The following is a 23,814-nucleotide window of genomic DNA, read 5'->3' on the forward strand; positions in this document are numbered from 1 at the left end:
TCATTCACCCGATTGCCCTGGATGAAGTAGCGGATCTGCTTGAGCGAGATCGACATGCCCGGCCCCCGACGCGGCGAAAGGTATCGGAATTTTCGAAAGCCGGCACGCAGATTTCCGATTTTACAATGGTGCGACCGCTTGCAACTCTCCGTCCGCGGTCCGGACGGAGGCACCCCGATGGTCTCGATCAACTGCGACATGGGCGAGGGCTTCGGCATCTGGCGCCTCGGCGACGACGCCGCGCTGATGCCCCACATCCACATCGCCAACGTCGCCTGCGGCTTCCACGGTTCCGACTTCAACCACATGCGGGCGACGGTGCGGCTGGCGCGTGCCCACGGCGTCGCCGTCGGCGCCCACCCGTCCCTGCCCGACCTCCAGGGCTTCGGCCGGCGCGAGATGAAGATCGGCCGCGAGGAACTGACGAACTGCCTGATCTACCAGATCGGCGCGCTGAAGGGCTTCCTCGACGCGGAGGAGATGACCCTCAACCACGTCAAGCCGCACGGCTCGCTCTACGGCATGGCGGCGCGCGACCCCGAGATCGCCGGGGCGGTCTGCGACGCCGTCGACATCTTCCGGGTGCCGATCCTCGGGATGCGCGGCACGCTGCACGAGAGCGTCTATCCGGCGCGCGGCCACACCATGGTGGCGGAGTTCTACGCCGACCTCGACTACGCCGACGACGGCAGCCTGATCATCACCCGCGAGCACCCGCCGGTCGAGGCCGAGGCCGGCACCGCACGTTGCCTGCGGGCGCTGCGCGAGGGGGTGGTGGCGACGGTCGGCGGGCGCGACGTCCCGGTCGGCCGCGAGAGCATCTGCATCCATTCCGACACGCCGGGGGCGGCCGACCTCGCCCGCACCCTGCGCCAGGCCCTCCGCCGGGAGGGGCTGGAGCACGCGGCCTGATCCCTCGATCGACGGTTAGGACCATCCATGGCGCTCAAGACCATCCAGTCCCCGATCCCCGGCACCTTCTACCGGGCGGCCAATCCGGGCGACCCGCCGTTCAAGGCCGAGAACGACCCGGTCGCGGTCGGCGACACGGTCGGGCTGATCGAGGTGATGAAGACCTTCACCCCGGTCCTCGCCGAGGAGGCCGGCACCCTGAAAGGCTTCCACGTCGAGAACGAGGACGCGATCATGGCCGGCCAGCCGCTCTACGACCTCGAGGCCTGAGCCGCATGGCGATCCGCCGGATCTTCGTCGCCAACCGGGGCGAGATCGCCCTGCGCATCGTCCGTGCCGCTCGCGAACTCGGGATCGCCACCGTCCAGGCGGTGAGTGCCGCCGACCGGACGATGCTGCCCGCCCGCCTCGCCGACGCCGTCGCGGAGATCGGCCCGGCCCATGCCGGCAAGTCCTACCTCAACAAGGAGGCGATCCTGCGCGCCGCGGTCGAGAGCGGCTGCGACGCGGTCCATCCGGGCTACGGCTTCCTGTCGGAGAATGCCGACTTCGCCGGCATGGTCGAGGAGGCGGGCCTGACCTTCATCGGACCCCGTCCCGAGACCATTCGCCGGATGGGCGACAAGGCGACCGCCCGGTCGATCGCCGCGCAGGCCGGCGTGCCGACCGTGCCGGGCAGCGAGGGCCGGATCGAAGGCCTCGACCAGGCCCGTGCGGCGGCGGCGGCGATCGGCTTTCCGGTGATGATCAAGGCGGCGGCCGGCGGCGGCGGGCGCGGCATCCGGGTGGCCCGGGATTCCGACGAACTCGCGGTCCTGATCCCGCAGGCGACCGCCGAGGCCAAGGCCGCCTTCGGCGATGGCGGCCTCTACCTCGAACGCTTCGTCGGCCGCGCCCGCCACGTCGAGGTGCAGGTGCTCGGCGACGGGCGCGACGCGATCCATCTCCACGAGCGCGAATGCTCGCTCCAGCGCCGGCGCCAGAAGGTGTGGGAGGAGGCGCCCGCCGCCTGCCTGTCGCCGGAGGCGAGCGAGGCCCTGTGCGACTCGGCAGTGAGGCTCGCCAAGGCTGTCGGCTATCGCGGCGCCGGCACCCTCGAATACCTCTACGATGCGGGGACCGGCGCGTTCTTCTTCATCGAGATGAACACGCGGATCCAGGTCGAGCATCCCGTCACCGAGATGATCACCGGGATCGATCTCGTGCGCGAGATGATCCGGATCGCCGGGGGCGAGCCCTTGCGCCTGTCGCAAGGAGACGTGCGCCCGCGCGGCCACGCGATCGAGGTCCGGATCAACGCCGAGCACCCGGCCGACGGCTTCCGGCCGGCGCCCGGCACGGTCACGTCCTTGAGCCTGCCGGGCGGGCCCGGCGTGCGCGTCGATACGATGCTCTATCCCGGCTACGCAGTGCCGCCCTTCTACGATTCGCTCCTGGCCAAGCTCGTCGTCCACGACGAGACCCGGGAGGCGGCGCTCGCCCGCCTCGGCCGGGCACTCGGCGAACTCGCCGTCGAGGGCCTGCCGACCACCGCCGCCCTGCACCGGGCGCTCGTCGCCGATCCGGAGGTGCGGGCGGGCGACGTCCACACCCGCTGGCTCGAAACCTGGCTCGACGCCCACCCGCTCACCGCCTGAGGAGGCCTCGCGACCCATGCGCTACACGTTCGGTGGCGACGAGCACGTCTTCGTCGAGGTCGACGAGGCGATGTCCCTCGAAGCCTTCTTCCGCAGCCTCTCGATCACCAACGCGGTGCGCGACAGCCGCATCCGCGGCGTCACCGAGATCTGCCCGGCCAACGCCTCGTTCCAGATCAAGTTCGACCCCGATCTCATCGCCCCCGACGACCTGCTCGGGGAGCTGAAGAGCCTGGAGGGCGCCGGCGCCGGCGGGGCCGAGCTGAAGACCCGGATCATCGAGATGCCGGTCTTCTACGACGACCCCTGGACCCGCGAGACGCTGATGCGCTTCCGCGAGCGCCACCAGGATCCGGGAGCGACCGACCTCGAATACACCGCGCGGATCAACGGCTATCCGGACGTGCCGTCCCTGATCGCCGCGCATGCGGGCTCGCCCTGGTTCGTCTCGATGGTCGGCTTCGTCGCGGGCCTGCCGTTCCTGTACCAGATGGTCGAGCGCGACAAGCAGATCCAGGCCCCGAAGTATCTCCGCCCCCGCACCGACACGCCGAAGCTGACGATCGGCCATGGCGGCTGCTTCGGGGCGATCTACTCGGTGCGAGGGGCCGGCGGCTACCAGATGTTCGGCATCACCCCGATGCCGATCTACGATCCGGCGCAGGAGATCAGCTACCTGCGCGACTTCATGGTCCTGTTCCGGCCAGGTGACATCGTGAAGTTCCGGCCCGTCGGGCGGGATGCGTACGACGCAGCGGTGCAGGAGGTCGAGGCCGGGCGGTTCAGCCCGCTGATCCGCGAGGTCGACTTCTCGCTCGCCGCCTTCCAGGCCGATCCCACCGGCACCAACGCCGCGCTCCTGGGGGTGCTCCATGGCTGAGCCCGAGTCCACGATCGAGATCGTCAAGCCCGGCCTGTCGACCACGGTGCAGGATCTCGGCCGGCCCGGCTACTACCATCTCGGCATCCCGCTCTCCGGGGCGATGGACCGGGAATCCCTGATCGCCGCGAACCTCCTCGTCGGCAACGACGAGGGCGCGGCCGGGCTCGAGGCGGTGTTCCTCGGGCCGGAGATCCGCTTCGCCGCGGATGCCACCGTGGCGGTGACCGGGGCCGACATGCCGCCGAAGCTCGACGGGGTCGAGCAGCCGGGCTGGACCGCCCTGTCGGTCCGGTCCGGGCAGGTCCTGTCCTTCGGCTTCCTCAAGGCCGGGGCCCGCGCCTCGATCGCGGTGTCGGGCGGCATCGACGTGCCGGTGGTCCTCGGCTCGCGGGCGACCTACGCGCTCGGCGCGCTCGGCGGCCACGAGGGGCGGGCGCTGAAGGCCGGCGACCGGCTCCGGCTCGGGCGAGGGCGCCCGGTCGGGGAGGGGCGTAACCTCCCGGCGGCGTTGCGGCGCAAGGCCGAGCCGGTCCTGCGGATGCTGCCCGGCCTCTACGACCACCGGGTCACGGGCGAGGCGACCGAGCGGTTCTTCGCCGATCCCTGGAAGGTGGCGCCCGAAGCGGACCGGATCGGCTACCGCTTCCGCGGCGGGCATCCGCTCGACTTCGTTCCCCGCGAGCCGCCCTTCGGCGCCGGCTCCGATCCCTCGAACATCGTCGACAGCTGCTACCCCTACGGCTCGATCCAGGTGCCGGGCGGCACCGAGCCGATCGTGCTGCACCGCGACGCGGTGTCGGGGGGCGGCTACTTCATGATCGGCACGGTGATTGCTGCGGACATGGACCTGATCGGGCAGCTGCAGCCGCACCAGCCCGTGCACTTCGCCCGCACCGACATGGCGGGGGCGCTGGCGGCGCGGCGGGAGACTGCGGAGCGGCTCGCCCGGATCCGGGACGCCCTCGCGTGAGCGAGGCCCGGGACATCGTCAAGCAACCCGGAGACCCGGTCTCCGGGGCATGGCCGTTGCGCGCGGTTGCGTGAAGATCGGCGCGCTGAGAAGCAAGTCTTCGCGCACTGACGAACAAGAGCGGGACGCCGGAACGCCGTCTACTGCGCTGGCCTGAGCCGGCAAAGAGAGGCCGGGCAGCGATCCGCACCGTGGCAGCAGGAGGAGGATCGGGTGATGCGAACCGCGTTCTCGACCGCACACGCCGAGCCGGTGGAGCGCAAGCGCGCCTGGAGCGAGGCGGTCAGCCGGACCTACTTCCCGCTCGAACTGGGATTTCGCCCCGGCCCGGCCTTCTCCGGTGCCCTCGAGGTCTGGAACCTCGGCGAGCTGGCGATCTCCCGCAACGTCTCGGACGGCCTCGTCTACCGCCGCCACGCCCGCCACCTGCTTCAGGCCCACGACGAGAGCTTCCTCATCACCGTCCCGGAGCGGGCGGAGGTCAGCTTCCGCCAGGACGGCAAGGACGTGCGCTGCCGGCCCGGCGCCTTCCTGATCGAGCGCAGCCACCTGCCCTACGAGTTCGCCTATACGGAGCCGAACGCCCTCTGGGTGCTGAAGGTGCCGAGCCCCGTCCTGCGCGCCCGGATCGGGGCGCCCGAGCGCCTCGCCAGCTTGAGCTTCGATGCCACGCAGGGCGTCGGCGCGCTGTTCGTCGACATGCTGCGCCTCACCGCGCCGCGGGTCGAGGAGCTGGACGAGGCGGCCCGGGCGATGGCCGGGCGCCACCTCGTCGATCTCCTGGCGCTCGCGGTCGAGGCCGACCCGCGGACGCTGGGCAGCCAGGCCTCGTCGGTCCAGGGCGCCCACCTTCACCGGGTCGAGCGCTACATCCGCGCCCACCTCGCCCGCGCCGATCTCGGGCCGCAGGGCGTCGCCGAGGCCTGCGGCCTGTCGGTGCGCTACCTTCACCAGCTGTTCGAGACGCAAGGGACCAGCGTCTGCGGCTTCATCCGCCGCCAGCGGCTGGCGATGTGCGACGAGTCCCTACGCGACCCGGCCTGCCGCACCTCGCTCTCCGAGATCGCCTATCGCTGGGGTTTCGGCGACCAGGCTCAGTTCAGCCGCCAGTACCGGGCCGAGTTCGGCCGCACCCCGCGGGAGGCGAGGGCAGCGGCTCGGGGGTGAGGGAATCCGAACGCGATCACGTCCGGATTCCCCTACGATTGAAGAGCACGCGGATTGATGACGCTTCACAGGGGCATCCTGGGGTCGCGCAGCGAAGCCCGGGATCCAGAACCGCAGTTGATGCAGTCGAGAGCGAAACGGTAGCGGCCTTTTTCTGGACGACCTGCGTGCCTGGATTTCGGGCCCCGCTGCGCGACCCCAGGATGACGAAGAGCGCTGGTGAAGGGCGCGAGTAAACCTTCACCGAAACGACACATGTACAGCGAGGAGGCCTTCCCTTGCAGACCCTGCGCGTGGCCGTCGATGTCGGCGGCACCTTCACCGATATCTGCATCATGGACGAGGCGACCGGACTGATCCGGATCGAGAAGACCGCCTCGTCGCGCGATCCGATCGACGGCATCCTGGCGGGCGTCGACAAGGCCGGCATCGACCTGTCCCGGGTGGCCCTGTTCTCCCACGGCACCACGGTGGCGACCAACGCCCTGATCACGAGGCGGCTGCCGCGCACCGCGATGGTCTGCACCGCGGGCTTTCGCGACGTGATCGAGATCCGGCGCGCCAACAAGGAAGATCTCTGGGACACCTACAAGGACGTGGTGCGCCCCTACGTGCCCCGGCGCGACCGCCTCATCGTGCCGGAGCGGATCGACGCGCAAGGAACGATCGTCACCCCTCTCGACGAGGCGGAAGCGCGCCGGGTCGCCAGAACCTTGCGCCGCCGCGAGGTCGCGGCGGTCGCGGTCTGCTTCATGAACGCCTACGTCAACGGCGCGAACGAGCGCCGGATGAAGGCGATTCTGGAGGAGGAACTGCCCGGGGTGCCGGTCTCGATCTCCTCGGGCGTGCTGCCGGAGATCTTCGAGCACGAGCGCTTCTCGACCACGGTGGTCAACGCGGCGCTGAGCCCCGTCGTCGTCGACTACACCACCCGCCTCGGCGAGCGCCTGCGCGACGGGGGCTACGATCGCGACCTGCTCCTGCTGCATACCGGCGGCGGGGTGATGACGCCGGGCAGCGTCAAGGATTTCGCGGCGCGGCTCGCCGGCTCGGGCATCGCGGCCGGCGCCATCGCCAGCCGCCACATCGCCGGCCTGTGCGGCTACGCCAATTCCATCGGCCTCGACATGGGCGGCACCTCGACCGACGTGTCGCTGGCCTATGAGGGCCAGTCGCGGGTGACGAAGGACTGGCACATCGAGTTCGGCTACCCGATCCGCTTCGCCTCGATCGAGGTCCTGACCATCGGGGCCGGCGGCGGCTCGCTGGCCTGGACCGACGAGGCCGGGTCCTTGCGCAACGGGCCGCAATCGGCCGGCGCCTATCCGGGACCGGCCTGCTACGGCAACGGCAACCGCCAGCCCACCAACAGCGACGCCAACGTGGTGCTCGGCCGGCTCGGCACGAGTCTGGCCGGCGGCAAGATCACCCTGGACCGGGACCTCGCGGCCGAGGCCGTGCGCGAGGGCGTGGCCGAGCCTTTCGGCCTCTCCCTGCCGGAGGCGGCGGATGCGATCCTGCGGGTCGCCAACGCCAACATGTCGGATGCGGTGCGGCTGATCTCGATCAGCCGCGGCTACGATCCCCGCGACTTCGCCCTCGTGGCCTTCGGCGGCGCCGGTGCCCTGCACGGGGTCGACATCGCCCGCGAGCTCGCGATTCCCGTGGTGATCGTGCCGCCCAATCCCGGCGTCACCTCGGCCCTCGGCTGCCTCCTCGTCGACATCCAGCACGACTTCTCGGAGAGCTACCTCGTCGGCGCCGCCGAGGCCGATCCGGGGGCGATCGAGGCCGAGTTCGGCCGGCTCGAGGCGGAGGCGCTGGCCCGCCTCGCCCACGAGGGCGTCGCGGAAGGCGACATCGTGCTCCAGCGCAGCATCGACATGATGTACCAGGGCCAGTGGCGCTCGCTCGCCGTGCCGGCGCCGCGGCCGATCGGGGCGATCCCGGATCTCACCGAGGCGTTCCACCGCCACCACGAGCGCGAATACAATTTCCGCCGCGACGACGCGCCGGTCGGCTTCTTCCGCCTCAACCTCAAGGCCGTCGGCGTGGTGCCGAAGGCCGCGCTGGCCACCCACGAACCCACCGGCGCGACGCCCGCGCCCTCGAGCCGCCGCCCCGTCTGGTTCGACGGGACCGCCCACGACACCCCCGTCTACGACCGCACGACCCTGCCGGCGGGGTTCCGCCTCCCCGGCCCGGCAGTGGTCGAGCAGGTCGATTCGACCGTCCTGGTCCCGCCCGGCACCAGCGCGGAGGTCGACCGCTACCTCAACATCCTGATCCGGGTGAAGGAGTGAGCGCCATGGCCGAGACCCTCGACCCCGTCACCTTCGAGGTGCTGAAGAACGCCTTCATCACCAGCGTCGACCAGATGGGCGAGCAGATCCTGCGGACCTGCTACTCCTTCGTGATCTACAACCGCGACTTCTCGAGCGCGCTGCACGACGCGCACGGCCATTCGGCTGCGCAGGGCAACCAGGACATCGCCGTCCATGTCGGCACCCTGCACTTCACCTGCCAGGACGTGATGCGGGCCTTCGACGGCGACATGCATCCCGGCGACGTCTTCGCCATCAACGATCCTTACGCCGGCGGCACCCATTTCTGCGACGTGCGGCTGATCCGGCCGATCTTCGCCGACGGCAAGATCATCGCCTTCAGCCAGTCGAACGGGCACTGGTCCGACGTCGGCGGCAGCGTGCCGGGCTCGTTCGACGTCACCGCCCGCGACATGTTCCGCGAGGGCCTGCGCATCACCCCGGTGCGGCTGTTCTCGAAGGGCCGGTTCTGCGCCGACGTCGCCTGCCTGATCGCCGCCAACACCCGCGACCCGGCCTCGATCATCGGCGACATCCAGGCCCAGGCCGAGGCGACGCAGGTCTGCGAGCGCGAGATCCTGCGCCTCGTCGGGAAATACGGTCGCGACACCGTCGAGACGGGTCTGGCCGCCGTCCAGGACTACGTCGAGCGCGCGGTCCGCCAGCGCCTCGCGGCTTTGCCCGACGGCGAGTGGGAGACGGTGGACTTCATCGACCGCGACCCGAGCGGGCCGGAGGGCATGATCCCGATCCGGATCAAGATGACGATCCGCGGCGACACCGTCACCTACGACTTCACCGGCAGCCACCCGACCATCGGGTCGATCTACAACTCCGCCTTCGGCGCCACCTTCTCGGCGGTGGCGGCGGGCATGAAGACCTTCTTCCCCGACCTGCCGCTCAACAGCGGCTTCTACCGCGCCTTCTCGATCGTCGCGCCGGAGGGGTCGATCGTCGACGCCAAATGGCCGGTCGCCGTCACCGGCTTCCTGATGCCGTTCGAGAAGATCATGAACGCGATCTACGAGATGTGGTCGCGGATCATGCCCGAGCGCGCCATCGCCTGCGCGTTCAACCTCGAATACCTCCTGACCGGCGGCCGCGACGGGCGCCGGGCCGACAAGCCGATCTACATGTTCTACGACTGGCTGCCCGGCGGCTGGGGCGGGCGCAACGGCAAGGACGGCAGCAACGTCACCACCGCCTGCTTCGGCACCGGGCTGATGTCGCAGCCGGTCGAGGGGCAGGAGCGGGCGAACCCGATCCTGACCACCGAGTACAAGATCCTCACCGATTCCGCCGGACCCGGGCGCTGGCGCGGCGGTGCCGGGGTGCGCAAGACCTCGGTGATGCTGGAGGCCGAGGGCAGCGTGATCTCCTACATCTGCGACCGCGAGCGGGCGGTGGTCTGGGGCATCGAGGGCGGCCTGCCCTCCATGCCGCACGGCCTCTCCCTCACCCGGGCGGGGCAGGACGAGGAATGGCTCGGCTCGGTCTTCTCCGACGTGCCGATCGGCCCCGGCGACACGTTCAGCCGCCCGACCGCCGGCGGCGGCGGCTTCGGCGATCCCCTGGAGCGTGATCCCGCGAAGGTCGTCGAGGACGTCGCCGACGACTACGTCTCGGTCGCTCGAGCCGCGAAGGATTACGGCGTCGTGATCCGGGTGATCGACGCCGAGCTCTGCCACTACGAGGTCGATGCCGCCGCGACCGAGGCCCTGCGGACCGAGATCCGCGGCCAGCGCCGGGGCTGGCTCGCGGCCGATCCGGAGCAGGTGGCGGAAGACTTCCGGGCCGGGCGCCTCGATACCCTCGACGTGGTGCGCCGCTACGGCGTGCTCCTCGACTGGGACAAGGGCACCCTCCTGCCGCGCTCGACCGCGCAGTTCCGCGAGCAGTTCGCCAAGCGCTCGGCGGCATCGTGGCGCGACGCCTGAGGTCCGGCGGCGCCTGCTCACGCAGCGGGCAGGCGCCGCTCAACATTCCCGCAAGCCTTCGCGTTGACAGTCGATGTCAGGTTCATAAACTGTCCACTGTCTGCAGTTTTAGTATTCGAAAGCAGACAGTTGGTTTTCGATCCGCCCCGGCGCGTGCCGCCCGCAGGAGGAAGACCGTTCATGTCGCGATTGCCGGAGACGGGCGCCGTGCAGAGGCTGATCGACACGCTGAGCTTGTCCGATCAGGTGCAGCACTATTTGCTGGATGCGTTGACCTCCGGGCGCCTGCGCCCGGGCGACCGCATCAACGAGGCCGAGCTCGCCCGCACGCTCGGCATCAGCCGCAACCCGGTGCGGGAGGCGGTCTCGGGGCTCGCCCAGCGCGGCTTCCTGGTCTCGGCACCGCGGCGTGGCCATTTCCTGCGCCGGTTCACGCGGCAGGACGTCGACGACGTGTTCTCGTTCCGGATCTGCGTCGAATCCTTCGCGATCCGCCAGGCGCTGCCGCGGATGCGCCGGCCCGACCACGACGACCTCGCGCGCCTCGTCGAGCGCATGATCGCGGCGGCCCGGGCCGGGCGGCTCGCCGAGCTGCACCAGGCCGACATGGCCCTGCACCGGCGGATCTGCGAATTGTCCGGCAACCGCCAGACCCTGCGGGCGCATGAGGGCATCGACACCGAGGTCCAGATGCTGATCGCCTACGTCGATCTCGAGCGCGAGCCGCCGCTGCACTCGGCGCTGGCCCACCTGCCGGTCGTCGAGGCGCTGGCCTCCGGCGACGTCGAGCGCTCGGTGACGGCGATGCAGCACCACCTCGAGACGACCTGGGCCTTCGTCCACCGGATGTACGGCCGGACCGGCCGCGGCGAGCCGCTGATCGATGCCGGGGACGTCCCGCCGAGCCAGGTCCGGAGGATACGGGGATGAAGTTCGCGCAAAACCGGCTCTACGTCGAGAGCTACGCCAAGTGCCCGAATTGCGGCATCCTCCTCTACGAGAACCCGGCCAACGAGGCGCCCGACACGGTGCGGGCCGATGGAAGGATTTATTGCTCCGCCTGGTGCGTCGACTGGGAGCGGAAGCGGGAGGCGCGGCGTCGGGAGGCTGGCGAGGCGGGTTCTTAGTCAATCATGAGTCGTTGAGTTCGGATATTGAATTGATTTTCTGTAAGTGCGCGTCGGTTCATGTGCTGGATTTTCGAAGTAAGGCACGCTTCCCCTCTCCCGTGCGGGAGAGGGGCCGGGGGAACGAAGATCCCGCGTGAGGGTGCAACGGTTCCGTGAAGAACACCGAACGCCGTGCTCGCAGCACCACACTGGGAGCCTGATTCAGGACCGTAGCACCCTCGCGCGATCTCCGATCGCCCCTACCCCTCGCCGACACGGGAGAGGGGAGCCTGCGCCTTTCCGTCATGGCCAGGACCTGACGGACGCCGGGTTCGGGCACCGGAGCGAGACATTCACCGCGGCCCCGGGCCGCGAACGGGCGCGGCTGCCTCGGGCTCCGCCCCGGGGACGTGCGACCAGACCAGAGGCGGCCGGTGCGCCCGGCCTTCAGGCAGGAGGACCAACGATGACGGGAAAGCGGATCATCGGCGCGGTGCTGGCCACGGCCCTCGCCCTCGGGGCACGGCCCGCGGCCGCGGCCGACGGCATCACCGTCGGGCTCGCGGTCGCCTTCTCCGGCTGGATGGAGGCCTATGACGGTGAGGCCGCCAAGATGGCCCAGCTCTGGATCGAGCAGACGAACCAGAAGGGCGGCCTCCTCGGCAAGCCGATCAAGGTCGTCACCGCCGACACCAAGACCGACCGGGTCGAGGGTGCCAAGGTCGGCAAGCAGCTGATCGACCAGGGCGCCAACCTGCTGCTGGTCTCGGCCGATTACGATTACGGCGCCCCGGCCGCGCTCCAGGCCCAGAAGGCCGGGGTGGTCTCGGTCTTCATGGGCGCCTCGGACCCGAAGGCCGGCGTGATCGGCGTCGGACCCTACTCCTTCACCGCCAACAATGCCGGGCAGTTGGAGGGCGCCGTGATGGCCGGCTGGGGCTACGCCAAGAAGGGCGTGCGCAAGGGCTACATGCTGGTCGACGAGACCATCGAGTACAACAAGTCGGTCTGTGCCGGCTACGAGTGGAATTTTCCGACCGTCGGCGGCAAGATCGTCGGCCAGGACACCTTCAAGGGTCTCGATCCCACCATCAACTCGCAGATCACCCGTCTCAACGATGCGATCCGGACCGGCGGGGTCGACCACGTGATGCTGTGCTCGACCAATCCGGGCGCGGCGAGCGCGGTACGCCAGCTGCGGGCGGCCGGGGTGAACCTGCCGGTGTTCAGCGCCACCGCGATGGACGGCACCTACTGGCTCAACTCGACGCCGGGCCTGAAGGACTTCTACCTGCCGGTCCAGGCGCTGACGGTCGACGACCCGCGTCCCCCGGTGAACGAGCTCACCGCGGCATACGCGAAGAAATACGGCAAGCCGCCGACGACCCAGTACGCCTACCCGATCTACGCCTTCCTCGAGCTCTGGGCGAAGGCGGTGACGACGGCCGGCACCACCGATGCCGCCAAGGTCGTGGCCGAGCTCAACAAGGACGACAACGCCCCGACCATCTTGGGTCCGCGCACCTTCACGCCGAAGCTCCACATCCAGACCAAGATGCCGATGATCGTCGTCTCGTATGCCGACGGCAAGGAGAGCCCGGTCGAGGAATGGACCATCAAGGACACCATTCCGGACGCGGTCCTCTACCGGCTGAAGAAGTAGCCGGCATCTCCCACGCGAAGGACTCGGCCTCCATGCAGCGTGCTTACGTCGAACCGGCGGCCAGGGGCGTCGACCGCTCCCTGACCAACGCCTCGGAGCTGTCCGCGGACGGGCTCGCGGTGCGCTTCCAGGGTCTCGCGGCGATCGCGGGCGTCAGCCTGACGCTGCAACGCCACGAGGTGTTCGGGCTGATCGGCCCGAACGGCGCCGGCAAGACGACGCTCGTCAACTGCCTCACCGGCTTCCAGCGCCCGACCGAGGGGAGGGTGCTGCTCGGGGAGGCCGACACCGCGGGCTGGAACGCGGCGGAGTTCCGCGCCCGCGGCGTCGCCCGCACCTTCCAGGCCGGCCGGCTGTTTCGCGACATGAGCGTGATCGAGAACGTCGAGGTGACGGGGGCGGGGCTCGGCCTGTCGCTGCGCGCCGCCCGCGAGCACGCCGGGGCGATGCTCGACTGGATCGGGCTCGCCGACAAGGCGGCGCTGCCGGCCGGCGCGCTGGCCTATACCGACCAGCGCCGCCTCGGCATCGCCCGCGCCCTGGTCCTGTCCCCGGCCTTCGTGCTCCTCGACGAGCCGGCCGCCGGCATGTCGGACGCCGAATGCGAGGAGCTGATGGAACTCGTCGCGTCGATCCCCGCGACCTTCACCTGCGGCGTCCTCCTGATCGAGCACAACATGCGGGTGGTGATGGGGATCAGCCGGCGCATCCACGTCCTCGACGGCGGCCGTACCCTGGCGGAGGGCACGCCCGAGGAGATCCAGCGCCACGAGGCGGTGATGGCCGCCTATCTCGGCATGGAGGCCTGAGCATGGCACCCCTCCTCTCGGTCGAGAACATCCAGGTCCGCTACGGCGACCTCGTGGCCCTGCGCGGCGTCTCGCTGTCGGTCGCCGAGGGCGAGGTCGTCTGCATCATCGGGCCGAACGGCGCCGGCAAGTCGACGACGATGGCCGCCATCGCCGGCGGCGTCGTGCCCCATGCCGGCGACATTCGCCTCGACGGCGCCAGCATCCGGGGCGAGCGGCCGGAAAAGATCGCCCGGCTCGGTGTCTCGCTGGTGCCGGAGGGGCGCCACGTCTTCGGCACGCTCACGGTGGAGGAGAACCTCGCCGTCGGCGGCCATCTGCGCGGCGACCGCGCCGCGGCGCGGGCCGACCGCGAGCGCATCCTGTCGCTGCTTCCGCGGCTCGGCGAGCGCCTGCACAGCCCGGCCGGGCGGCTGTCGGGCGGCGAGCAGCAGATGCTGGCGGTGGCCCGCGCGGTGATGACCCGGCCGCGCCTGCTCCTCGTCGACGAGCCGTCGCTGGGCCTGGCGCCCAAGATCATCGACCAGATCTACGAGATCCTGCTCGACCTGCGCCGGCAGGCCTCCCTCACCCTGCTCATCAACGAACAGAGCTCGACCCGCATCCTCAAGCACGCCGACCGCATCTCGGTCCTGCGCGGCGGGCGCATCCAGCTCGAGGGCAGGGCCGCCGACCTGAAGGACGGCGAGGCGATCCGAGGGGCGTATTTCGGCTTCGGCGAGCGGACGGCCCAACCGGCGGAGGCGAGCGCGTGATCCCGTTCCTGCAGAACCTCATCGATGCCGTGAGCCTCGGGAGCATCTACGCCCTGGTGGCGCTCGGCATCGGGCTCCTGTTCGGCATCCTGCGGCTCATCAACTTCGCCCATGGCGACTTCATCACGGTCGGCGCCTACGCGCTGATCGTCCCCTCGGCCGACGTCACCGCCCGCCTCCTCATCGGCGGCTGGCCCTGGCCGGTGATGATCCCGACGATCTGCCTGATCGTGATCGTGGCGGCCCTCCTCACCGACGCCCTGGTGTTCCGGCCCCTGCGCCGCGCCTCCTCGCCGACCCTGATGATCGCCTCCTTCGCGGTCAGCTACATCATCCAGAACGGCGTGCTGATGGCCTATGGCGCGCGGCCGAAGGCCGTCGACCTGTGGAGCGGCGCCAACAGCCAGATCCTGATCGGAGAGCTCAGGGTGCCGATGCTCCAGCTCGTCACCCTGGTGGTGACCCTGGTGCTGATGGGCGGCCTGACGCTGTTCCTCAAGAAGACGCCCTACGGCATCCAGATGCGGGCGGCGGCGGAAGATTTCCGCATGGCGCAGTATCTCGGCGTGCGCGGCAACCTGGTGATCGGCCTCGCCTTCGCGATCAGCGGCATCCTCGCCGGCGTGGTCTCGCTTCTCACGACCACGCAATCCGGCTCGCTCAGCCACATGATGGGCGTGCCGCTGGCGCTCTTCGCCTTCGTGGCGGTGGTGGTCGGCGGCATGGGCAGCCTCGTCGGGGCGGTGGTCGGCGGCTTCACCATCGGGCTCATCGTCACGATGCTGCAGGCCTACCTGCCGCCGGACCTGCGCGCCTTCCGCGACGCCTTCGCCTTCGCCTTCGTGATCCTGGTCCTGCTGGTGCGCCCGAGCGGCCTCGTGCCGGCCCGCAGCACGATCGAGCGCGTCTGATGGGAACCGCGATGCGCCATCTCGCCCGCCATCAGACGCCGCTCCTGCTGATCCTGCTCCTCGGGCTCGTCGCCGCCCTCAGCCTCGTCGGCGGCGACGCCGTGCAGGTGACGCTGACCGAGATGTTCATCCGGGTCGTCGTCGTGGTCGGCCTGTTCGTCTTCATCGGCAATTCCGGCATCATCTCCTTCGGCCAGGTCGGCTTCATGTGCATCGGGGCCTACGCGGCGGCCTGGGCCACCGCCGAGCCGTCGTTCAAGCAGATCATGCTGCAAGGCCTGCCGGCGGTGCTGCAGGAGAACCAGCTCCCGTTCTGGGCCGCGATCCTGGGGGCGGTCCTCCTGCCGGCCGTCGTCGCCTTCGGGCTCGGCCTCGCGATCATGCGGCTGTCGGGGACGGCGGCCTCGATCGCCACCTTCGCCTTCCTGATCATCGTCAACAGCGTCTACGCCAACTGGGATTCGGTCACCGCCGGCGTCAGCTCGATCGTCGGCATCCCGACGGTGGTCGGCCCCTGGACCGCCTACGCCTTCGCGGGGCTGGCGATCCTGGCCGCCTACGGGTTCCAGGTCTCGCGCTTCGGCCTGATGCTGCGGGCCTCCCGCGACGACGAGGCCGCGGCGCGCGCCTCGGCCGTGAAGGTGGTGCGGATGCGGCTCGTCGCCTTCGTGCTCAGCGCCGCGATCACCGGGATGGGCGGCGGTCTCTACGCCCAGTTCCTCGGCATCCTGACGGTCGATCCGTTCTACCTCAGCCTGTCCTTCATCACGATCGCCATGCTGGTGGTCGGCGGCCAGGCGAGCCTCACCGGGGCGGTCACGGGGGTCGTCGCGGTGACGGCGGTGGTCGAGGTCCTGCGCCTCCTCGAGCGCGGGATATCCCTCGGCGGAACCACCCTGGCCCTGCCCGCCGGCAGCCAGGAGATCGGGCTCGGCCTCGTCATGGCGCTGATCCTGATCTTCCGTCCGAACGGCCTCAGCCGCGGACGCGAGCTTGTCCTGCCCTCGGCCGGGCCGGCCCCCGCCGGCCTCACCCCGGCCGAAGGCGGCGTCGTGACAGCCCCCGGAGGACGCCCGTGACCGAAACGCCCCCACCCTGGTCGGCCGGCGCCGCCTATCTCGACGGCCGCTTCATGCCGATCGCCGAAGCCGCGATCCCGATCACCGACTGGGGCTATCGCCGCTCCGACGTGACCTACGACGTCGTCGGCGTGCGCGACGGTGCCTTCTTCCGGCTCGACGACCACATCCGGCGCTTCCGCGCCTCGATGGAGACCTTCCGGCTCGCCCCCCCGGAGGACGACGCGGCGATCGCGCGGGTGCTGCATCGCTGCGTCGCCCTCGCGGGCCTGCGCGACGCCTACGTGGCGATGGACTGCCTGCGCGGGCGCCCGCCCGCCGGGCAGCCCTACCATCCGGCCTATGCCCGCAACTACCTGGCGGCCTTCGCCCTGCCGTGGATCTCCCTGGTGCGGCCCGACGTGATGGAGCGCGGCGCCCACCTCGTCGTCGCCGAGACCTTGCGCATCCCGGCCCGCTCGGTCGATCCGCGGGCGAAGAACTTCCACTGGGCCGACCTGACCCGCGGCCAGTTCGAGGCTCATGACCGCGGCGCGGATTTCTGCGTCCTCCTCGACGAGGACGGCCACGTCACGGAAGGGCCGGGCTTCAACCTGTTCGTCGTCGCCGACGGACGGCTCGCCACGCCCGATGCCGGCGTGCTCGAAGGGCTGACGCGCCAGTCGGTGATCGAGCTCGCCCGCGAGATGGCCCTCGATGTCGCGATCCGGACGGTCACCGCGGCGGAGCTGCGCGACGCCGACGAGATCCTGCTCGTCACCACCGCCGGCGGGATCATGCCGGCCTCGCGCATCGACGGCCGGATCATGGGCAACGACCGGCCCGGCCCGGTCTTCCGGCGCCTGTACGACGCCTTCTGGGACAAGCGCGCCCGAGGCTGGCACGCCACCCCGGTCGACTACGCCTCCGGCACCATCTGACGAAGGGAGGACGCCATGGCCTACCGCCTCGGCATCGACATCGGCGGCACCTTCACGGATTTCGTCGCCTACGACGAATCCGGCCGGGCGCTCCGGGCGTGGAAGAACCTCTCGACGCCCCAGGACCCGATCCAGGGCATCATGACGGGCTTGCGCGCCTTCGGCGACGTCCCGGCGATCCGGGCGATCCGGCTCGGCACCACGGTGGCGACGAACGCGCTCCTCGAGGGCAAGGGCGCCCGGGTCGCCTACGTGGCGACGCGAGGCTTTCGCGACGTGCCGTTCATCGGCCGCGGCAACCGGCGCCACCATTACGACCTCGCCTGGGTCAAGCCGAAGCCGTTCGTGATGCGGCGCGACGCCCACGAGGTCGACGAGCGGGTCGGCGCCGACGGGTCGGTGCTCCAGCCCCTCGACGAGGCGGCGGTGGCCGCGCTGGCCGACCGGCTGAAGGAGGAGGGCGCGGTCGAGGCGGTCGCGGTGGTGCTGCTGCATTCCTACCTCGCGCCCGAGCACGAGCGCCGGATCAAGGCGATCTTCGCCGAGCGCCTGCCGGGCCTGCCGGTCTCGATCTCCTACGAGGTGCTGCCGAAGTGGAAGGAGCATTTCCGCGCCTCGACCACGATCTGCGACGCCTTCATCAAGCCGGTGGTCGGCCGCCAGCTCGGGGCGATGCGCCGGCAGCTCGACGAGCAGGGCGTCGCGGCGGGCATCGTGGTGATGCGCTCGAACGGCGGCGAGATGAGCCTGGACGCCGCCGTCGCGCAGCCGATCCAGATCGCCGTCTCCGGCCCCACCGGCGGGGTGATCGCCGCCAAGCGCGTCGCCGCGCATCTCGGCCTGCCGAACCTCGTCACCCTCGACATGGGCGGCACCTCGACCGACGTCTCGACGGTGGTGGATGGGCAGGAGAAGTTCACCACCGATTTCGAGATCTCCTGGGGCCGGCCGATCCAGGTCCCGATGATCGACATCCGCACCATCGGGGCCGGCGGCGGCTCGATCGCCCGGATCGATGCCGGCGGCATGCTGGTGGTGGGGCCCGAGAGCGCCGGGGCCGATCCGGGACCTGCCTGCTACGGACGCGGCGGCAGCCTGCCCACCGTCACCGACGCCAACGTGGTGCTCGGCCGCATCGGCGCCGGCAGCTTCCTCGGCGGCGCCATGGCGCTCGATGCCGAGGCCGCCCGCGCGGCGGTCGCGCCGATCGGCGAGGCGCTCGGCCTCTCGGTCGAGCAGGCGGCGCTCGCCATCGTGCGGATCGCCAACAACAACATGGTGGGGGCGCTGCACACGGTATTGACCGAGCAGGGCCTCGACCCGCGCGACTTCGTCCTCGTCGCCTTCGGGGGCGCCGGCCCGCCGCATGTCAGCGACCTGATGAGCGAGGCCGCGATTCCCCGCGGCCTGGTGCCGAATTTTCCGGGCCAGTTCTCCGCCTTCGGCTTCACCATGGCGGATGCGCGGGTCGACCGCGCCCGCACGGTCCAGCTCACCTCCCGGGCCTTCGACCGCGACCGCGCCGCCGCGGCGATGGGCGATCTCGTCGCCGAGTGCCGGGCCGAGCTCGCGGCCCAGGGGCACCGGGAGGTCGCGATCCGGCGCAGCGTCGAGATGCGCTATCTCGGCCAGAACTACGAGCTGGAGATCCCGACCGAGGCCGAGAGCTTCGCCGAGGCCGAGGTCGCGTCCCTCCTCGCGACCTTCCACGCCCAGCACGAGGCGCGGTTCGGCTTCCGCCTCGACGATCCGATGGAGATGGTCAACTTCCTGGTCACCGGCACCGCCCGCACCGGCGACCTCGATTTCCCCGCGATCCCGGAGGCCGACGGCCCGGCCGTGCCGCGCGGGCGGCGTCCGGTCTGGTTCGGCGACGGCTTTGCCGACACCCCGGTCTATGCCCGCGACGACCTGCGGGCCGGCCACGCGCTCGCCGGGCCGGCCCTCGTCGAGGAGGCGGCCTCGGTCACGGTGCTCGATCCCGGCAAGCGCCTGACGGTCGACCGCACCGGCAACCTGCTGATCACCGCCTGAAGCCCGGGGAGCACATCGCCATGGACATGGTCTCGCTCAACATCGTCGGCGGCATCCTGGTCTCGATCTGCCGCGACATGGGGGTGACGCTGATGCGCACCTCCTACTCGACGATCTTCTCGGAATCCCTCGACTTCACCTGCGGCCTCGCGCTGCCGACCGGCGAGCTCGTCGCCACCGGCGATTTCTGCCCCTCGATGATCGGCGGCATGCCGCTGCTGCTGCGCTCCTGCGTGCAGGAGATCGCCCTGTCCGACCTCGAGGAGGGCGACGTCCTCGTCCACAACGACCCCTACCGGGGCGGTCTGCACACGCCCGAGCACACCTTCTTCAAGCCGGTCTTCGTCGAGGGCGGCCTGATCGGCTTCTCGGTCGCGATCGGCCACGTCTGCGAGGTCGGCGGCATGGCGCCGGCGGGATTCGCCGGCGAGGCGACCGAGGTCTTCCACGAGGGCCTGCGGGTGCCGCCGGTCAAGATCAAGCGGGCGGGGCGCGACGTCGACGACGTCTGGCGCCTGATGCTCGCGAATGTCCGCACGCCGCGCTACAATTACGGCGACTTCCGCGCCCTCATCGCCGCCACCGATCTCGGCGAGCGGCGCATGGCCGACCTCGTGCGCAAGCACGGCGTCGCGGCCTTCCGCGAGCACGTCGCGGCACTGATGGACTATTCCGAGCGCCGGATGCGGGCCGAGATCGAGAAGATCCCGGACGGGCGCTACGTCTTTCAGGATTGCATGGAGGATGACGGCATCGAGGACCGGGCCTTCACGATCCGGGCCGAGGTGACGGTGACGGGCTCCGACCTCGTGGTCGACTATCACGGCTCCTCGCCGCAGGCGAAGGGGCCGATCAACGGCACCCTCGGGGTCGCCTACGGGGCGGCCTACAACGCGGTCCTGCAGCTCACCGATTCGACGATCCCGAAGAATTCGGGCTGCTTCCGGCCGATCCGGGTGCTGGCGCCGCCCGGCACGGTGGTGAACGTGAACTTCCCCGGCCCCTCGGTCGGCGGCAACACCGAAACCCATTGCCGGATCGCCAATTGCGTGATGGGCGCGCTGGCACCGGGCCTCAAGGAGCGCTCCGCGGCGACGGACGGGGCGACGCACAGCAACTTCCTGTTCGGCGGCACCGACCCGGCGACCGGCGAGTTCTTCTGCTGCTACGACCTCACCCCGGTCGGGTGGGGCGGGCGCAGCTTCGCCGACGGCAACGACGCGGTCGGCGGCATCAACGGCAATTGCCCGCACATCCCGGTCGAGGTGTTCGAGTACCGCTTCCCCTGGCACGTCGAGGAGTTCCGCCTCGTCGACGGCTCGGGCGGCCCGGGGACCTTCCGGGGCGGCCTCGCCCTCTCGAAGACCGTGCGCAGCACCGGCACCCCGATGACCTTCAGCTACATGAGCGACCGCCAGAAGGTCAGCCCCTGGGGCCTTCATGGCGGGCACGAGGGCGCCAAGGCCGAGCTCCTGATGATGCGGGCCGGAAGCCGGCACTGGCTCACGGTCACGCAAGCCTTCGGCAAGGTCTCGCCGAGCAAGTTCGCCAACGTACCGATCGCCCCCGGCGACCGCATCCGCATCAGCTCGCCGGCCGGCGGCGGCTGGGGACCGCCGGAGGCCCGCGACAGGGCCCGGGTCCGCGACGACCTTCTCGACGGGTTCATCACGCCCGAGCAGGCCCGCACCGTCTACGCGGCTGACTGACAGCCGCCGCCCCCCACCCTCCTCGGACAAAGGCACTCCCGATGACGCTGCTGCCGAACTCCCTCCAGGCGCGCGACGTCGCCTACCACTTCCACCCCTACACCAATGCCCGCCGGCACGAGCGTGTCGGGCCGATGATCATCGAGCGCGGCGAGGGCATCCACGTCTACGACGATCAGGGCCGCGCCTATATCGAGGCGATGGCGGGCCTGTGGAGCGTCGGGGTCGGCTTCGGCGAGCCCCGGCTGGTCGAGGCCGCCGCCCGGCAGATGAGCCGTTTGCCCTACTATCACACCTTCACCCACAAGGCGAACGAGCCGGCGATCCTGCTCGCCGAGAAGCTCGTCCAGATGTCGCCGGCCGGCCTCGACCATGTGTTCTTCACCAATTCTGGGTCGGAGGCCAACGATACGGTGGTGAAGCTGGTCTGGTACTACAATAACGGGCGCGGACGGCCCGAGAAGAAGAAATTCATCGCCCGCCAAGGCGGCTACCACGGCATCACCATCGCGGCGGCGAGCCTGACGGGACTGCCGACCAACCAGCGCGGCTTCGACCTGCCGCTGCCCTTCGTGCGCCACGTCACCTGCCCGCACCACTACCGCAACGCGCTCCCCGACGAGACCGAGGAGGCCTTCGCCGACCGGCTGGCGGCGGAGCTCGAGGCGGTGATCCTGGAGGAGGGGCCGGAGACGGTGGCGGCCTTCATCGGCGAGCCGCTGATGGGCGCCGGCGGCGTGCTGCCGCCGCCCCGCACCTACTGGGAGAAGGTTCAGGCGGTCTGCCGGCGCCACGACGTGCTGGTGGTCGCCGACGAGGTCATCAACGGTTTCGGGCGGCTCGGCACGCTGTTCGCCTGCGAGCATTACGGCATCCGCCCCGACCTGATGGTGGTCTCGAAGCAGATCACCTCGTCCTACCAGCCCCTCGCCGCGGTGCTGTTCAGCGACGCGGTCTACCAGGGGCTCGCCGACCACACCGAGGCCCTCGGCAATTTCGGTCACGGCTTCACCGGCAGCGGCCACCCGGTGGCGACCGCGGTGGCGCTCGAGAACCTGGCGATCATCGAGGAACGCGGCCTCGTCGCCAACGCCGCCCGCTCCGGCGCCCGGCTCCAGGAGCGGCTCGCCCCCTTCGCCGACCACCCGCTCGTCGGCGAGGTCCGCGGCGTCGGCCTGATCGCCGCGGTCGAGCTCGTCGCGGACAAGGCGAGCAAGCGCAAATTCGATCCGCCCGGACGGGTGGCGTTCCACCTGTTCGAGCGCGCTCAGGAGCACGGCCTGATCGTCCGGGCGATCCAGGACACGATCGCCTTCTGCCCGCCGATGATCATCACCGAGGACGCGGTCGACGAGATCGTCGCGCGCTTCGCCCTGGCGTTGGAAGACACGCGGGCCTTCGTCGCCGATCAGGCGTGAGCGCGGGAGCCGCGCCCGCCCCGCGCGGCCGAATCCGGGTCAGTCCGCCCCGCCAGGCGGCGAGGGCGTCGCGCAGCACGTCGTCAAGGGGAGGGGGCACCGCCTCGCAGATCCGGGGGCGCAGCCGCGTCTCGACGAGGGACAGGTGCGTCGTCATCGCCCGCACCGCCCCCGCCCGCGAGCGCCCGCCGAGGGCGCGGAACACCGCCCGGTGCTCGGCGTACTGGCAGGCCACCGAGCTGTCGGGCTCGAAGAACGCCACCAGCATCATCGTGCGGGCGACGAGCTCCTGCATCTGGCGCTGGATCAGCGGGTTGCCGGTGAGGTCGGCCAGGATGGTGTGGAACTCCGCCGACAGGCGGATCGAGGTGAAGCGGTCGCCCGCCGCCATCGCGGCATCCTCGGCCGCCACGTGCGCCGCGAGCCGCGCCTCGCCGGCCGCGGTGACGCGAGGCAAGGCAAGACGGAGCAATGCCGGTGATCGACCTGAACGCCGCCTCGATCAGGTCGCCGTTGCGGATCCGTGTTCGAAGGTCTTCGCCGCGCAGTTCGACCGGCGTTTTCCCGCGAACGGCGATTACGTCAGGCAGAGACGACGCGGAAAGGAGTATTTCTACTGCAAGGGATACGAGCGGGCGGTCGACGGCGTCCCTGGCAGGCACATCCTGATCTATGTCGGACGGGTCGACGATTCTGAGGTGCAGCGGTGCGTCGAGAGTTTCGGTCGCACCAAGGAGCTCTACCGGACCCGGCGCGAACTTGGGATCTAGTTGGCGAGTACGCGAATCGCTTCCCGGTAGACCGCAGCGGATCGCAAGATGTGCCGGCTCAGGATGGTCAGGAGCGCGTCGACCGCGCCCGCCTCGAAATGCGCGATCATCGCCGCATGCTCGGCGAAGGAGGCATCCTGCTCGTGGCTGCGCGGCACCGAGAGCTGGGCGCGCAAGGCGGCCACCTGCCAGGCGACGGAGTCGAAGGCCTTCGCCAGGTAGGCATTGCCGCATTCCGCGAAGAAGCTGGCATGGAACGCGGTGTCGGCGCGGGCATAGGCGCGGCCGTCGCCGTCTTGCCTGGCCTGGTGCATCGCCGCATGCGCGCCCTGCAGGCCCGCCAAGGCCGTGGCGGGCGCGACCGCGAGGCTCTGGCGGACGGCTTGGCTCTCGAGCAGCAGCCGGAACGCCGCGAGCTGGTCGACATCGTCGGGAGAGGGGTTGAACACGAACGTGCCCTTCTTCGGCACGATCACCACCAGCCCCTGCGCCTGAAGGCGGGTCAGGGCCTCGCGCATCGGCGTCCGGCTCACCCCCATGGCCAGCCCGACTCCGTCCTCCGGCAGCGCCTGGCCGAAGGCCAGTTCGGCATTGACGATGGCGTCGCGGATCCGCTCCTCGACGGCGGCGGACAGCGATTTGGGAACAGCGAGATCGAGCTGGATCGGCATGGCGCCTTATCGCATGCCGCTCCCGTCCGGGCGACTCGCTTGTATCCGGTATCCAAGGTACAAGGTACTTGATTCGGCGCGCCGATCGTCGCATTCTCCCTGGCAAGAGCCGGACGGCCGACGGGGGAGGGGACGC

23 protein-coding genes are annotated in these 23,814 nt (G+C 70.4%); 20 read left to right on the plus strand and 3 right to left on the minus strand.

What is annotated here, in order from left to right; all coding sequences use genetic code 11:
- A partial coding sequence (locus A5481_RS34985) for a hypothetical protein (RefSeq protein ID WP_209436150.1) occupies positions 1-200 on the minus strand: 200 nt, incomplete at its 3' end.
- Between A5481_RS34985 and pxpA the strand changes: the two genes are divergently transcribed.
- The 19 genes from pxpA to A5481_RS22515 all read left to right on the plus strand — a co-directional run bounded on the left by pxpA (position 178) and on the right by A5481_RS22515 (position 22,237).
- Positions 178-912 (plus strand): 5-oxoprolinase subunit PxpA, encoded by a 735-nt coding sequence (gene pxpA / locus A5481_RS22425; protein ID WP_048433602.1) that lies wholly within the window; start codon positions 178-180, stop codon positions 910-912. The two genes, A5481_RS34985 and pxpA, sit on opposite strands and share 23 nt — an antisense overlap.
- Before the next feature lie 27 nt (positions 913-939).
- On the plus strand, positions 940-1,182 hold the full coding sequence (locus A5481_RS22430) for an acetyl-CoA carboxylase (protein WP_048433603.1): 243 nt from the start codon (positions 940-942) through the stop codon (positions 1,180-1,182).
- A gap of 5 nt (positions 1,183-1,187) precedes the next feature.
- Positions 1,188-2,549 (plus strand): acetyl-CoA carboxylase biotin carboxylase subunit, encoded by a 1,362-nt coding sequence (locus A5481_RS22435; protein ID WP_048433604.1) that lies wholly within the window; start codon positions 1,188-1,190, stop codon positions 2,547-2,549.
- A gap of 16 nt (positions 2,550-2,565) precedes the next feature.
- On the plus strand, positions 2,566-3,429 hold the full coding sequence (locus A5481_RS22440) for a 5-oxoprolinase subunit B family protein (protein WP_048433605.1): 864 nt from the start codon (positions 2,566-2,568) through the stop codon (positions 3,427-3,429).
- Positions 3,422-4,402 carry a 5-oxoprolinase subunit C family protein gene (locus tag A5481_RS22445; RefSeq protein ID WP_048433606.1) on the plus strand — a complete coding sequence of 327 codons (981 nt, stop codon included), beginning with the start codon at positions 3,422-3,424 and terminating at the stop codon, positions 4,400-4,402. Before A5481_RS22440 ends, A5481_RS22445 begins: the two co-directional genes overlap by 8 nt.
- Before the next feature lie 216 nt (positions 4,403-4,618).
- Positions 4,619-5,569, plus strand: a complete 951-nt coding sequence (locus tag A5481_RS22450) for an AraC-like ligand-binding domain-containing protein (RefSeq protein WP_048433607.1) — start codon at positions 4,619-4,621, stop codon at positions 5,567-5,569.
- A 278-nt stretch (positions 5,570-5,847) separates the two neighbouring features.
- On the plus strand, positions 5,848-7,872 hold the full coding sequence (locus tag A5481_RS22455; protein ID WP_048433608.1) for a hydantoinase/oxoprolinase family protein: 2,025 nt from the start codon (positions 5,848-5,850) through the stop codon (positions 7,870-7,872).
- Positions 7,873-7,877: 5 nt separating this feature from the next.
- The gene (locus tag A5481_RS22460; RefSeq protein ID WP_048433609.1) at positions 7,878-9,830 is read left to right on the plus strand and encodes a hydantoinase B/oxoprolinase family protein; all 1,953 of its coding nucleotides are present in this window, start codon (positions 7,878-7,880) and stop codon (positions 9,828-9,830) included.
- A 180-nt stretch (positions 9,831-10,010) separates the two neighbouring features.
- Positions 10,011-10,760, plus strand: coding sequence for a GntR family transcriptional regulator (locus A5481_RS22465; protein WP_048433610.1), 750 nt, complete (start codon positions 10,011-10,013; stop codon positions 10,758-10,760).
- Positions 10,757-10,957, plus strand: coding sequence for a hypothetical protein (locus A5481_RS22470; RefSeq protein ID WP_048433611.1), 201 nt, complete (start codon positions 10,757-10,759; stop codon positions 10,955-10,957). Before A5481_RS22465 ends, A5481_RS22470 begins: the two co-directional genes overlap by 4 nt.
- 448 nt (positions 10,958-11,405) lie before the next feature.
- A complete protein-coding gene (locus A5481_RS22475) occupies positions 11,406-12,602 on the plus strand; it encodes an ABC transporter substrate-binding protein (protein ID WP_048433612.1) in 1,197 nt (398 codons plus the stop codon).
- 32 nt (positions 12,603-12,634) lie between these two features.
- The gene (locus A5481_RS22480) at positions 12,635-13,411 is read left to right on the plus strand and encodes an ABC transporter ATP-binding protein (protein ID WP_048433613.1); all 777 of its coding nucleotides are present in this window, start codon (positions 12,635-12,637) and stop codon (positions 13,409-13,411) included.
- A 2-nt stretch (positions 13,412-13,413) separates the two neighbouring features.
- Positions 13,414-14,166, plus strand: a complete 753-nt coding sequence (locus A5481_RS22485; protein WP_048433614.1) for an ABC transporter ATP-binding protein — start codon at positions 13,414-13,416, stop codon at positions 14,164-14,166.
- Positions 14,163-15,077 (plus strand): branched-chain amino acid ABC transporter permease, encoded by a 915-nt coding sequence (locus A5481_RS22490; RefSeq protein ID WP_048433615.1) that lies wholly within the window; start codon positions 14,163-14,165, stop codon positions 15,075-15,077. The genes A5481_RS22485 and A5481_RS22490 overlap by 4 nt, the downstream gene beginning before the upstream one ends.
- On the plus strand, positions 15,077-16,156 hold the full coding sequence (locus A5481_RS22495) for a branched-chain amino acid ABC transporter permease (protein WP_048433616.1): 1,080 nt from the start codon (positions 15,077-15,079) through the stop codon (positions 16,154-16,156). Before A5481_RS22490 ends, A5481_RS22495 begins: the two co-directional genes overlap by 1 nt.
- The gene (locus A5481_RS22500) at positions 16,153-17,076 is read left to right on the plus strand and encodes a branched-chain amino acid--2-keto-4-methylthiobutyrate aminotransferase (RefSeq protein WP_048433617.1); all 924 of its coding nucleotides are present in this window, start codon (positions 16,153-16,155) and stop codon (positions 17,074-17,076) included. The genes A5481_RS22495 and A5481_RS22500 overlap by 4 nt, the downstream gene beginning before the upstream one ends.
- 15 nt (positions 17,077-17,091) lie before the next feature.
- Positions 17,092-19,110 carry a hydantoinase/oxoprolinase family protein gene (locus A5481_RS22505; RefSeq protein ID WP_048433618.1) on the plus strand — a complete coding sequence of 673 codons (2,019 nt, stop codon included), beginning with the start codon at positions 17,092-17,094 and terminating at the stop codon, positions 19,108-19,110.
- Between the two features lie 20 nt (positions 19,111-19,130).
- Complete coding sequence (locus tag A5481_RS22510) at positions 19,131-20,819, plus strand: hydantoinase B/oxoprolinase family protein (RefSeq protein WP_048433619.1); 1,689 nt, start codon at positions 19,131-19,133, stop codon at positions 20,817-20,819.
- Positions 20,820-20,860: 41 nt separating this feature from the next.
- Positions 20,861-22,237: an aspartate aminotransferase family protein gene (locus tag A5481_RS22515; RefSeq protein ID WP_048433620.1), complete on the plus strand. Its 1,377-nt coding sequence runs from the start codon at positions 20,861-20,863 to the stop codon at positions 22,235-22,237.
- Here the strand turns inward: A5481_RS22515 and A5481_RS32710 are convergent.
- On the minus strand, positions 22,152-22,709 hold the full coding sequence (locus A5481_RS32710; RefSeq protein WP_082173076.1) for an FCD domain-containing protein: 558 nt from the start codon (positions 22,707-22,709) through the stop codon (positions 22,152-22,154). The genes A5481_RS22515 and A5481_RS32710 overlap by 86 nt on opposite strands.
- On the opposite strand from A5481_RS32710, the gene A5481_RS34725 reads away from it, so the two are divergent.
- Entirely contained in the window at positions 22,606-23,007 is a 402-nt protein-coding gene (locus tag A5481_RS34725; RefSeq protein WP_167350052.1) for a hypothetical protein, read from the plus strand. The two genes, A5481_RS32710 and A5481_RS34725, sit on opposite strands and share 104 nt — an antisense overlap.
- On the opposite strand, the gene A5481_RS22525 is transcribed toward A5481_RS34725, so the two are convergent.
- Entirely contained in the window at positions 23,004-23,678 is a 675-nt protein-coding gene (locus A5481_RS22525) for a GntR family transcriptional regulator (RefSeq protein WP_048433622.1), read from the minus strand. The two genes, A5481_RS34725 and A5481_RS22525, sit on opposite strands and share 4 nt — an antisense overlap.
- Positions 23,679-23,814 lie beyond the last annotated feature (136 nt).

Origin of the sequence: Methylobacterium platani (assembly GCF_001653715.1) — a bacterium.
GTDB lineage: Bacteria > Pseudomonadota > Alphaproteobacteria > Rhizobiales > Beijerinckiaceae > Methylobacterium > Methylobacterium platani.